The 12,282-nt window shown below is 57.8% G+C and carries 12 protein-coding genes; 10 read left to right on the top strand and 2 right to left on the bottom strand.

All coding sequences use genetic code 11. The features are described 5' to 3' along the window. Positions 1-9 precede the first annotated feature (9 nt). Positions 10-726, top strand: coding sequence for an ABC transporter ATP-binding protein (locus MIH19_RS12535; protein WP_249005204.1), 717 nt, complete (start codon positions 10-12; stop codon positions 724-726). Here MIH19_RS12535 and MIH19_RS12530 read toward each other — a convergent pair. Further along, a complete protein-coding gene (locus MIH19_RS12530; protein WP_249005203.1) occupies positions 723-1,241 on the bottom strand; it encodes a DUF2062 domain-containing protein in 519 nt (172 codons plus the stop codon). The two genes, MIH19_RS12535 and MIH19_RS12530, sit on opposite strands and share 4 nt — an antisense overlap. Before the next feature lie 79 nt (positions 1,242-1,320). On the opposite strand from MIH19_RS12530, the gene MIH19_RS12525 reads away from it, so the two are divergent. The 9 genes from MIH19_RS12525 (at position 1,321) to murB (ending at position 10,376) form a co-directional block, all read left to right on the top strand. Further along, entirely contained in the window at positions 1,321-3,825 is a 2,505-nt protein-coding gene (locus MIH19_RS12525) for a DNA internalization-related competence protein ComEC/Rec2 (protein ID WP_249005202.1), read from the top strand. Positions 3,826-3,893: 68 nt separating this feature from the next. Then, positions 3,894-4,520, top strand: a complete 627-nt coding sequence (locus MIH19_RS12520; RefSeq protein WP_249005201.1) for a MotA/TolQ/ExbB proton channel family protein — start codon at positions 3,894-3,896, stop codon at positions 4,518-4,520. Between the two features lie 5 nt (positions 4,521-4,525). Beyond that, a complete protein-coding gene (locus MIH19_RS12515) occupies positions 4,526-4,951 on the top strand; it encodes a biopolymer transporter ExbD (RefSeq protein WP_249005200.1) in 426 nt (141 codons plus the stop codon). Positions 4,952-5,031: 80 nt separating this feature from the next. After that, a complete protein-coding gene (gene msbA, locus MIH19_RS12510; RefSeq protein ID WP_249009001.1) occupies positions 5,032-6,771 on the top strand; it encodes a lipid A export permease/ATP-binding protein MsbA in 1,740 nt (579 codons plus the stop codon). Between the two features lie 16 nt (positions 6,772-6,787). Beyond that, positions 6,788-7,873, top strand: a complete 1,086-nt coding sequence (gene lpxK, locus MIH19_RS12505; protein WP_249005199.1) for a tetraacyldisaccharide 4'-kinase — start codon at positions 6,788-6,790, stop codon at positions 7,871-7,873. Next, positions 7,866-8,054, top strand: coding sequence for a Trm112 family protein (locus MIH19_RS12500; RefSeq protein ID WP_007350926.1), 189 nt, complete (start codon positions 7,866-7,868; stop codon positions 8,052-8,054). Before lpxK ends, MIH19_RS12500 begins: the two co-directional genes overlap by 8 nt. A 14-nt stretch (positions 8,055-8,068) precedes the next feature. After that, a complete protein-coding gene (kdsB, locus tag MIH19_RS12495; protein ID WP_249005198.1) occupies positions 8,069-8,860 on the top strand; it encodes a 3-deoxy-manno-octulosonate cytidylyltransferase in 792 nt (263 codons plus the stop codon). Next, complete coding sequence (locus tag MIH19_RS12490; protein ID WP_249005197.1) at positions 8,860-9,339, top strand: low molecular weight protein-tyrosine-phosphatase; 480 nt, start codon at positions 8,860-8,862, stop codon at positions 9,337-9,339. Before kdsB ends, MIH19_RS12490 begins: the two co-directional genes overlap by 1 nt. Continuing rightward, positions 9,336-10,376 (top strand): UDP-N-acetylmuramate dehydrogenase, encoded by a 1,041-nt coding sequence (gene murB / locus MIH19_RS12485; RefSeq protein WP_249005196.1) that lies wholly within the window; start codon positions 9,336-9,338, stop codon positions 10,374-10,376. Before MIH19_RS12490 ends, murB begins: the two co-directional genes overlap by 4 nt. A gap of 89 nt (positions 10,377-10,465) precedes the next feature. On the opposite strand, the gene MIH19_RS12480 is transcribed toward murB, so the two are convergent. After that, on the bottom strand, positions 10,466-12,202 hold the full coding sequence (locus MIH19_RS12480; RefSeq protein ID WP_249005195.1) for a proline--tRNA ligase: 1,737 nt from the start codon (positions 12,200-12,202) through the stop codon (positions 10,466-10,468). Positions 12,203-12,282 lie beyond the last annotated feature (80 nt).

Genomic DNA, 12,282 nt, shown 5'->3' with positions numbered 1-12,282 from the left:
AGCCAACCTATGAGCAAAAGTATAAAAGACGTAACGACCAACACCGCGAACTGGGTTATTGATTGCAATCAAGTGACCCGCACCTATAGCCAGGGCCCGGAAAAGCTGACGATTTTTTCCGACATCTCGTTGCAAGTCACCGCCGGTGAAACAATCGCCATTGTCGGTAGCAGCGGCTCCGGAAAAACCACGCTGTTGAACTTGCTAGGCGGGCTAGACCGCCCGTCAACGGGCCATATCGAAATTTGCGGTAAGGAAATTTACAAACTGTCAGAAGCTGCGCGGGCGCGCTTTCGCAACAAGCATCTTGGGTTTGTGTACCAGTTTCACCATTTGTTGCCGGAGTTCTCTGCGCTTGAGAACGTGATGATGCCCTGCGTGTTGGGCGGTATCAGCGTGGCGTTAGCGCGCAAGAAGGCCGCTGTTCTGCTGAACAGTGTGGGGTTGGGCGCACGCCTGGAACACAAGCCGGGCGAGCTGTCTGGCGGTGAGCGTCAACGCGTGGCCATAGCCCGGGCCCTGGTGAACGAGCCCGACTGTGTTTTGATGGACGAACCCACCGGTAATCTTGATGAACACACCGGTGCCGGTGTGCGCGCATTGATCGAATCGCTGCGTGACCAGTTTGGCATGGCGTTTGTGATGGTGACCCACGATATGTCGATGGCACGAAGTCTGGGGCGAGTGATGCGGCTGGAGCAGGGGCGTTTGGTGCACGAAGGTTAGTGGCGGCGTTGCCCCCGACGCAGACGCCAGTTGGCGCGGACTCTTCTGCGCCATAACAACTGAATGATCAAATAAGCGAAACAGGCAGACACCGTCGCCACAACCAGCGAGCCCAGATAAAGCGGTATGCCAATATCCAACAGACGTTCACTGATCCACGCCAGTGACGGCGAGAATTCAAAATCCAGCAGTGGCCTGTTCAGCATCCAGGCCCCCAGCTTGTAGTTGAAGTAGAAAATCGGGGGCATGGTAATCGGGTTGCTGATCCACACTAGTGCCACCGCCAGCGGCAGGTTGGCGTTGAACCAAACCGCGAACAGCGCCGATGCAAACATCTGGAAAGGCATCGGAATAAAGCAGAACCACACGCCTATCAGAAACGCACGGGCCACACTGTGGCGGTTGATATGCCACAGATTGGGTTCCTGTATAATATCGCCCAGAAAACTCAGCGATTTCATTTGCCTCACCTTTTCCGGAGACGGCAAATAGCGTTTCATGAACCTCTTCGGCATAAGAAGTTGTTCTGCCTATAGACGTGTAAACGGCCGGTGTTAGAGACAGCGCCGGTGCCATAATTCAGGAGGACAAGGAATGTCCGGCGATTTTTTCAGCGGTGGCTCAAACCGCCCGCTGTCTCGCAGCCCGCGAGGCCTTGTTATCGGGCCTTTGCTAATCGCGTTCTGTTGCGGCGTTATCTTACTGTATCGGTTGTCGGTGTTGCCAGTGTGGCAATTACTGTTTGCGGCGATGGCCGGTTGCGGCGTGCTGGCGCTGTTGCTTCCTCACCGCTGGGGCCGCACGGCTTTTATTCTGCTTGCGGCTCTGTTAGCGGGTACCGCCTGGGCTTCATGGCACTCCAGTCAGCGCCTGCATGAGCGCCTGCCGGCGGCATGGGAAAGGGTGCCGCTGGAGGTGTCCGGTTATGTCTGCAGTCTTCCCGCTCGGGGCAGTTTCAACAGTTTAAAGTTCGATTTCTGCCTAGTGGAAAACGCTTACCAGCATAGCGTGCAAGCGCCATCACCGGCGCACTCTTTACCCTCCCGCTTACGCCTGGCCTGGTACGGCGACCATCCGGACCAGTTACCCGGTCACACCCTGACGATAACGGTTGTGCTTAAACGCCCCCACGGTGGCTTGAACCTGACCGGTTTCCGCTATGAAGACTGGCTGTTCCGTCACGGTTACCGCGCCACCGGAAGTGTGCGCACGGTGGTGCCGGATGCCAGCATTGAATGCGGCCTGCACTGCCGTTACCGTTACCAGCACCGCCGCCTGCTGAACTGGGTGACGGCAAAGTTTGGCGAAGCCACGCATTTCCCGTTGTTGGCGTCTTTGCTAATTGGCTATCGCGGCGCCATGACCCCCGCCCATTGGGACACTCTGAAAGCCACCGGCACCATTCACCTGGTGGCGATTTCGGGTCTGCATCTGGGCCTAGTGGCTCTGGGCATTGGATGTGTGGCGCGTCGGTGTGCGGTGCGAGTACCCGAATCCATTCTGTCTGAACGTGCCAGGCGGCGCCTGGTGTTTGGCGTGGTGATGATTGGCTGCCTGGCCTACGCGTTGATGTCCGGCTTTACCGTGCCCACCCGGCGCGCGCTGTTAATGATCGCTGTACTGGGCTGGTCGCTGCTGCAAGGCTGGCACATACCGCCCTGGCGCAGCCTGCTGCTGGCGCTGACAGTGGTGTTGATTGCCGATCCGTTTTCGCCGCTGGACGCTGGCTTCTGGCTGTCATTTTGTGCGGTGGCGGTTTTGATACTGGTGTTCTCCGGGCGCCTTGGCGCGGTTCAGGGCGTGCTGGCGCTGGTGCTGGCGCAGACTGCCATGTTCGCCGGATTATGGCCGGGGCTGCTGTTACTGGGCCAGAATCAGCCGCTGGCGGGGTTTGTGGCCAATCTGTTTGCCATTCCGTGGGTGTCGATGGTGGTTATGCCGCTGCTGTTGTGCGGCGCCTTGCTAGTGGCGCTTGTACCCGCCAGCAGCGTGTGGGTGACGCTGCTTCTGGACACCGTGTTGGGAGCTTTATGGCAAGGATTGCAGTGGTTGGCGGGCTGGGACAGCCCGATAATTCAACTGGGTGTGGCCGCTGCCATCGGGTTGGCGGCGGTCGTGCTGTTGGCTTTGTGGTATCCGCAGCGGGGCTTTCGTCTGGCGCTGGCGGTGTGCTTGGGGCTTTGGTTAGTGTCGCACGGGTGGTTTCAGGCGCCGGTTGATAATCGCCCCGTACCTCTGCCGCAGGTGATCGTATGGGATGTCGGTCAGGGCCTGTCGGTTCTGGTGCGTCATCAAAAGCAGGCATTGCTCTACGACACCGGTCCAGCCATTCCCGGTGTGTTCTCGGCGGTAGAGTCGGTGATACTTCCCAACCTTCGGGCGCTGGGGGTGCAGCGCTTGGATACGCTGGTGGTGAGCCATGCCGATGGCGACCACAGCGGTGGTCTGGAGCAGCTTGTCACCGAATTGCCGTTAGCGCGCTTGATCGGCGGCGAAGCGGCCGAAACAGCCGGTCGCCTGGGGCAGGCCGGGCTGGTCAGAAAAGTGACAGACTGCAGGCGGCAAACCCTGATGCTGGGGCGACTGGAGCTGAATTTCTGGCGCTCAGATCGCGCCAAAGAGGGTAACGGGGCGTCCTGCGTGCTACGCATTCGTGACCCAGACTCGGCGACCGAGTGGCTATTAACCGGTGATATTACCGTCAGGGAAGAAGCCGAATACTTGAGCTATCTAAATGATCAGTCTGCGCAAAAAACGCAAAAGGCGCGTAACGCCATTAATCGAGTGCTGTTGGCGCCCCACCACGGCAGCAAAACGTCGTCGTCCGACGTTCTAATTCAGGCTCTATCGCCCGATACCGTTATTTACACCGCCGGTTACCGCCATCGTTACGGCCACCCGCACCCGCAGGTTACCCGCCGTTATGAATTGGCCGGTAGCCATCAGATCAATACCGCTTGCGCTGGAGCCGTGATTATGGGGGTAAAATCTGACGGGCTGGTAATCCGTCAGGTGCAACAAAGCGCGCCATTTTGGATCAGTGGCCCCGGTCTGGCACGCGCGCGGTGTCTGGAACGGTTGCGCAACGTCACACAATAGTCGCTATGCAAAAAATACCGACAGCTATGCTAAAGTAGCGCGGCTTGTAATTGACCAGGAGACCGAGCGTGTTCGAGCTTTTAAAAGCCGGTGGCATTTTGATGGTGCCCATACTATTTTGTTCTGTGCTGGCATTGGCCATCATCCTTGAACGTTTCTGGAGCCTTCGTGACAGCCGGATCGCGCCGCCAGAGGTGCTGAATGAGCTGTGGCGTTGGATCAAGAAAAAAGAGCTGAACGGCAAACGCCTGAAAACCCTGCAGGCGTCGTCACCCATGGGGCGTGTGCTTGCCAGCGGTTTGCTGAACGCCAAGCACGGCCGTGAGGTAATGAAAGAAAGCATCGAGCACGAAGCCAGTCAGGTGGTTCATCAGCTCGAGCGGTTTCTGAACCCACTGGGCACCGTTGCAACCATAACGCCGTTGCTGGGCCTTTTGGGCACGGTCATCGGCATGATCAAAGTGTTTGCGGAAATTCAGTTGGCCGGCGTAGGCAATGCTGGCAATCTGGCTGGCGGTATTTCCGAAGCCCTGATAACAACAGCCTCTGGCCTCAGTGTGGCTATTCCCGCGTTGATTGCCCATCGCTACTTTATCCGCCGGGTAGATGCCCTGGTAGTAAACATGGAGCAAGAGGCCATCAAACTGGTGGAAGTGGTACACGGCGACCGCGAAATTGACGTAAAAGGAGCCTGAACCCAGTGAAGTTCAAGCGCCAGCGCAGCCAGCACGTGGCTATGGACCTGACACCGCTGATCGACGTGGTGTTTTTGTTGTTGATTTTTTTTATGGTATCGACAACGTTCACCCGGGAAAGTCATCTTCAGGTGGAATTGCCGCAAGCAAGCGGTAACCCGGCGCCGCCGGCAGAAGTCGAACAGATTGATGTGGTGATTAGCGCCGATGGCCAATACCTGCTGAACGACAAACCGCTGGTGAACAATCGCCGCGAAACGCTGGAACGAGGCATTCGGGAGTTGGCCGACGCAGACACATCATTGCCGTTCATTATCACCGCCGATGCCCGTACACCCCACGAGTTTGTGGTGCGGGCGATGGATGCGGCCGGTCGCTTGGGTTTCGCGAAACTCAGCATCACCACCGAACGTGAGGCCCAATCCCAGTGAGTGCAGCAAGGTCACCAGGCCCGACAAACCCCAAAAGCCCCAAAAGCTCCGCAGACCCAGAGCTTAAAAACCCGGGTAAGATGCCAGAAGGCAGTTGGCACACCTACAAGCGCCTTTTACGCTATGTGAAACCCTTTTGGATAGCGTTTACCCTGGCGATAATCGGCAACGTAATTTATGCCGCGGCGTCGACCGGCATGGCGGCGGCCATGGAATACGTCATCAAGGCCATTGAAAATCCGACCGAGCAGAATCGGCTGATTTTAACCCTGCTGATTGTCGGGGTGTTCGCGTTTCGTGGCCTGGGCACCTTCTTGAGCCAATATTTCATCAGCTACGTGGGTCGTAACGTCATCAATGCCCTGCGCACCGATGTATTTGACCGTATGCTTACCTTGCCGTCGCGCTACTTTGATGACAACGCGGCCGGCCGACTGGTGTCGAAGCTGACCTTTAACGTGGAACAAGTGGCTGAAGCCGCAACCGACGCTATCACCATTACCTTTCGCGAAGGCCTGACCATCGTCGGGCTGCTGGGCTACATGCTTTACACCAACTGGAAACTCACGCTGGTATTTCTGGCGGTAGGGCCGCTGATCGGAGCGGTGGTCAGCTACGCCAGCAAGCGCTTCCGCAAAATCAGCAAACGCATTCAGGGCTCCATGGGCGACATTACCCACGTTGCGTCGGAATCAATCAGCGGTTATCGAGTGGTGCGCACCTTTGGCGGTGAAGACTTCGAACGAAAGCGTTTTCAGAAGGTCAGCGAAGGCAATCTGAAGCAAAGCTTGAAAATGTCGTCTACCCAGGCCATTAGCGTGCCTGTGATTCAGGTTCTGGTGGCCATTGCGATTGCGGCGCTGGTGTGGACTATGTTGTCGCCGACCATTCGCGGCGAAATGAGTACCGGTCAATTAGTCGCCTTTATTACCGCAGCAACAACTATGGCCAAGCCTATTCGCCAAGTGACTTCCGTGCATTCAAAAATCCAGAAGGGCCTTGCGGCAGCCTACGACGTGTTTGAAACCCTGGACGAACGCCCGGAGCCGGATTTCGGCACCTTTGCCCCGCAGCGGGTTAAAGGCGACATCGAATTTCGTAACGTGGGCTTCAGCTATCGCGACCAGCTCGACAAAGTGTTGGACAACATCTCGCTGACAGTTCCGGCGGGGCAGAGCGTTGCCCTGGTCGGCCGCAGTGGCAGTGGCAAATCCACGCTGGTGAGCCTGTTGCCGCGATTTTACGATTACACCGACGGCGAAATCCGTATTGACGGCCATTTGCTGGAAGACTTTACGCTGCAGGCCCTGCGCGCTCAGATAGCGTTGGTTACTCAGAGCGTCGTCTTGTTTAACGATACGATTGCAGCGAACATTGCCTACGGGGCGCTGCGCGATTGCAGCCCCGAGGCCATTCGCGAAGCCGCTGGCAAAGCGCACGCTCTGGAATTTATCGACCGCATGCCTGAGGGTCTGAATACTATGATTGGCGACAACGGCGTTATGCTTTCCGGGGGCCAGCGCCAGCGCCTGGCCATTGCCAGGGCGCTGCTGAAAGACGCACCCATTCTAATTCTGGACGAAGCCACATCGGCGCTGGATACCGAATCTGAGCGCTACATCCAGAACGCTATGGAAACGGTGATGAAAGGCCGCACCACCTTGGTGATTGCTCACCGCCTGTCGACCATTGAAAACGCCGATCGCATACTGGTGATGGACAATGGCCGCATAGTGGAATCTGGCCGCCATCAGGAGTTGCTGGACCAGGGCGGCGCCTATGCCCAATTGCATCAAATGCAATTCAGCGAGCACGCATGACCAACGGTAAGCGGGTATGAGTTCGCTGGTCGATCGGTTGTGGTATAGCCAAAATCGCCCGCTGGGATTCCTGGCGCCACTGGCCTGGCTTTACCGGCGCATTGCTGAATCGCGCAGGCGCAAAGCGTTGAAAAATCGGGCCCCGTCGTTAACGGCTCCGGTGGTGGTGGTGGGTAATATTACCGCCGGTGGCACCGGTAAATCGCCGCTTACGGCCTGGCTGGTAACGCAATTGCGCAACGCGGGCTGGACGCCGGTGATTCTCAGCCGCGGCTACGGTGGCAAGTCCTCGCAATACCCGCTTTTTGTGAGTGCCGATAGCAACGCCAGTATCGCCGGTGATGAACCCGTTATGCTGGCACGGGCCACTGGCTGCCCGGTGGTGGTAGATCCGCAACGGCTGCGCGCAGCGCACTACGCCATTGATCAGAGATTGGGCGATGTTCTGGTGTGCGACGACGGTCTTCAGCACTACGCTCTGCCCCGTGACATAGAACTGGCCGTATTCGACGCCAGCCGCGGCTTGGGCAATGGCGCCAGCATTCCTGTGGGGCCGCTGCGGGAGCCGGCAGAACGGTTGAACTCGGTCGATTATATTATTCTTAACGGCTCTACCGGAGCGCGCGTTCGTCGCCACAGCCAATTTGCCGGCGTGCAACACAAGGCAATCTACACCATGAATCTTAGCCCGATGCATCTTCTGCACCTGGCCAGCGGTGCGCAGGTACCGCTGACAAAGCTGGCGGGACAAAATCTGCTGGCGGTGGCGGGTATCGGGAACCCGGCGCGATTTTTTGCCACCCTCAGCGCCTTGGGCGCAGAGGTAAGGCCGCGGGCTTTTGCCGACCATCACCGTTTTAAACCGGGCGATCTGAAAACCGACAGTGGTGAATGGCTGGTAATGACTGCCAAAGACGCGGTGAAGTGCCAGGATTTTGCACCTGACAACGCTTACGCTCTGATGATTGAAGCCCAGCTGCCTGCCGAATTTGGCCGCCGGCTGTTGAGCCAGTTGGCCCGTTGGCGCCAGCTGCACCCGAATAAAAGCGGCCCGCTGGCGGCTGCTTCCGTTGCAACAGAACGAGACCATCATCATGGATAAAAAACTGCTGGCACTGCTGGCGTGCCCGGTGTGTAAAGGCGAGCTCAAGCTCAACGACGAAAAAACCGAACTGTTGTGCTATCAGGACGCCATGGCGTTTCCCTTGCGCGAAGGTATTCCGGTGATGCTGGCCACCGAAGCCCGCACCCTGAGCACCGATGAACGCCTGCACAAAAGCTGAGCGAGGAGCCATTCATGTCCTTTACCGTCGTGATTCCCGCGCGCTTCGGCTCAAGCCGCTTGCCAGGCAAACCCCTGGCAGACATTGGCGGCCAGCCGATGATTCAACATGTGTGGCAGCGGGCGCAGGAAAGCCGCGCCGGGCGAGTGGTGATTGCCACCGACGACGCGCGGGTACAGCAAGCCTGCGAGCGCTTTGGTGCCGAAGTCGTCATGACCTCGGCTGGCCATGTCAGCGGTACCGACCGTCTGGCTGAAGTGGCACAGGCCTTGAATTTGGACGAAGACCACCGGGTAATAAATGTACAAGGGGATGAACCACTGATCCCCAGCGTGTTGATCAACCAGGTGGCAGACAATCTGGAATTGCACCCCGAAGCGGCCATTGCCACTCTGTGTGAGCGCCTTCACGATACTGAGTCGGTGTTTAATCCCAACGTGGTGAAAGTGGTTTTCGACCAGCAGGGGATGGCACATTATTTCAGCCGCGCGCCCATACCCTGGTATCGCGATGGCTGGGCCACGGCGGTCGGTACAGGCAACACTGTAAATCGGGATCTGCCAGACAATTTTGGTTATTTTCGCCATATCGGCATTTATGGCTATCGCGCCGGCGTACTGGCGGATTTTGTGCGCTGGCCAGCGGCGCCCGCCGAACAGGTTGAAGCGTTGGAACAGCTGCGTGCGCTTTATAACGGTGCTCGCATTCATGTCGATTTGGCGGCCGTCAGCCCGCCAGCCGGGGTAGACACCGAGGCGGATCTGCAACGGGTAAGGGCTTTTTTGAACAAGCAGGAGACAACGTAATGGCAGCCTCTGTTAGCGTTTTATTTGTGTGTCTGGGTAACATTTGCCGCTCACCCACCGCCGAAGGCGTGTTTCGCAAACAGGTAGCGGCCGCCGGCCTTGAACCGCAGGTACGTATTGATTCTTGCGGTACCGGTGACTGGCACATTGGCAAAGGCCCGGATGAGCGCGCAGTAACCGCGGCTGGTCGAATCGGTATTGATATCAGCGGCCTGAGAGCGCGTCAGTTCGAGGTCGAAGACCTGGACAGTTTTGACTATGTATTGGTGATGGACCGCCAGAATCTGGCAGACGTGAAAGAAATCTGGCATCAGAACGGGGGCACAGTGCCACGGCTGTTCCTGGACTTTGCTGATTTTGATGACCAGGAAGTGCCAGATCCGTACTTCGGTGCAGACGATGGTTTTCAACACGTGCTCGAATTGATCCATCAAGCCGGTGAAGGTCTGCTGAATGACATTCGCGGGAAGCTAGGGTGAACACCCGGCCAGAAATACGGGAAAGGGTAGATTTAACGCCCCATAACTCCCTGGCTATTGCGGCCAGTGCCCGCTATTTCGCTCGCATTACCCATCGTGAACAGGTTGGTGCCACGCTGGCCTGGGCTGATGAAAAAAATTTGCCGGTGCTGATTGTCGGCGGTGGCAGTAATCTAGTGTTCCGCGCCGACATTGATGGCCTGGTTGTGCACATGGCCTTGGCCGGACGGCACTGGCACGATATCAGTGCCGAGGCGGCCACGCTGGTGTTGGGCGCCGGTGAAAACTGGCATGACGCGGTTTTGTACGCCGCCCGCAGTGGCTATCGCGGCATCGAAAACCTAGCGCTGATTCCCGGCACCTGCGGTGCCGCACCGGTACAAAACATTGGCGCTTACGGCGTGGAGCTGGCAGACACGCTGGTGTGTGTCACCGCTCTGGATCGTAGCAGCGGAAAGCCAGTTACCCTAAGCGCAGAAACGTGCAATTTTGCCTACCGTGACAGCCTGTTTAAACAGCAGCCCGAACGGTATCTGATTCTGGATGTGCATCTGCGCCTGTCGCGCAGCCGGCCTTTCCAGTTGGGTTACGGCGAGCTGGCGGCGTACTTTGGCGACACGCCCGTGGCAAAATTAAACGCTGAAGACGTGGCCGAAGCAGTGATGGCCGTTCGCCGCCGCAAACTGCCAGATCCGCAGCGCCTGCCAAACGCCGGCAGCTTTTTTAAAAACCCGGTGGTCAGCCAAAAGGTGTTTGAACAGCTGCAAAGCCGTTTTTCAGATCTGGTGGCCTACCCACTGCCACACGGTCAGGGCGTGAAACTAGCGGCGGGCTGGCTGATTGAGCAGTGCGGTTGGAAAGGCTATCGCAATAAATGGGTTGGCGTGCACAACCGCCAGGCTTTGGTGTTAATCAACCACGGCGGCGGTAACGGAGCACAGTTGCTGGCGCTGGCTCAGGAAATACGTGAGTCGGTCCAGGCGCGCTTTGGCGTTGAACTGGAGCAGGAACCGCTAACACAGCCTGCCATTGATTAGCCTGGCTGATCGGTTACTCCTAAAAAAACCCTGGTGCGTTTCGGCGGTCAGGGTTTTTTCATGAGGCGCTTCTGTTGCTGTTTAAAATGTTATAGCGGTGAAACACTCTTCAGAAAGGGAATTGCATCCGCCAGGGCAATGTCCTGTTTATTGGCATCGCGACGGCCCTTGTATTCCAGAGTGCCGGCTTCCAGCCCGCGGTCAGACACCACAAAGCGATGGGGGATACCCGTCAGCTCCATATCCGCGAATTTCACCCCGGGCCGCTCGTTGCGGTCGTCTAGCAGCACATCGTAACCGGCTTCTTGCAGCTGTTGGTAAAGCTTTTCTCCGGCTTCGGCCACCGTTGGCAATTTATGGCCGTTTAGCAGCACCACGGCAACCCGGAAGGGCGCGATGGCGTCGGGCCATATAATGCCGCGGTCATCGTGATTTTGCTCGATTGACGCCGCCACAATCCGCGACACGCCAATGCCGTAGCAGCCCATGTCCATAGTGGCGGTTTTGCCATTTTCGTCCAGCACCGTGGCGTTAAGCGCCTTGCTGTATTTGTTGCCCAGCTTGAAAATATGGCCTACTTCAATACCGCGGCGAATGACCAGGGTGCCCTGGCCACAAGGACTGGCATCGCCTTCCAGCACGTTGCGCAGGTCTTCCACCCGGCCCAATGGTAGGTCGCGTTGCCAGTTTACGCCGGTCAGGTGCACGTCATTCTTGTTGGCCCCGCAGACAAAGTCCGCCAAGTGCGCTGCGCTGCGGTCGACAATCACCGGCACCGAAAGATTCACCGGTCCGATCGAGCCAGGTTCGCATCCGGTGGCGCGCTGGATTTCCTCATCCGTGGCCATAGCCAATGGGTCGGCTACGCCGACCAAATTTTCCGCCTTGATCTCGTTCAGGGTGTGGTCGCCGCGCAGAACCAGTGCCACCAATCCCGGGTCACTGCCTTCTTCGGCACCGGCTGCCGCTTCGGCTTTCACCAGCAGCGTTTTCACGGTTTGGGAGGCGTCTCCTTTCAGGAACTGGGTAATGTCGGCAATGGTGCGTTGGCCCGGCGTCGCCACTTCGGTCATCGCTTGGGAGGGCGCGGGGCGCTCGCCGACGGGTGCGACAGCCTCAGCTTTCTCTATATTCGCCGCGTAGTCGCTGTCAGTGCTGAACACAATGGCGTCTTCACCAGAAGAGGCCAGCACGTGGAATTCCTGGGAGCCACTGCCGCCAATGGCGCCAGAGTCTGCCTGCACGGGGCGGTAATCCAGGCCCAGGCGATCAAATATAGCGCAGTAGGTGCGGTGCATCAGCTGATAAGTCTCTTCCAGGGATTCCGCACTGATGTGAAATGAATAGGCGTCTTTCATGATGAACTCCCGTGCGCGCATCACGCCAAAACGGGGGCGGCGCTCGTCACGGAATTTTGTCTGAATTTGAAAGAAGTTGGCTGGCAGCTGCTTATAACTTTTCAGCTCGTTGCGGATCAGGTCGGTAATCACTTCTTCGTGGGTAGGGCCAAAGCAAAACTCGCGGCCGTGGCGATCGTTCATGCGCAGCAGTTCGCCGCCGTATTCGTCCCAACGGCCGGATTCCCGCCACAGTTCCGCCGGCTGCACCGCTGGCATCAGCAGTTCTTGCGCGCCGCTGCGGTCCATTTCCTCGCGCACAATGCGCTCAACTTTGCGCAGGGTACGCAGGCCCATGGGTAGCCAGGTATAAAGCCCGGCGGCTAGCTTGCGGACCAAACCGGCACGCAGCATCAGCTGGTGGCTGATAATCTCCGCGTCGGCGGGTGTTTCTTTCTGGGTGGCAATCAGATAACGGCTGGCTCGCATTTTGGGTTCCGTCAGGAGTGATTCATGGAGAGGCCGAAGCCTCAAAAATAATGGGTTCTATTGTACGGAGCCACAACAGG

The organism is Marinobacter sp. M1C, assembly GCF_023314135.1.
In the GTDB taxonomy this organism is placed as follows: domain Bacteria; phylum Pseudomonadota; class Gammaproteobacteria; order Pseudomonadales; family Oleiphilaceae; genus Marinobacter.
The sequence above is the reverse complement of the archived record's forward strand: the minus strand, read 5'-3'. Positions and strand labels throughout refer to the sequence as shown.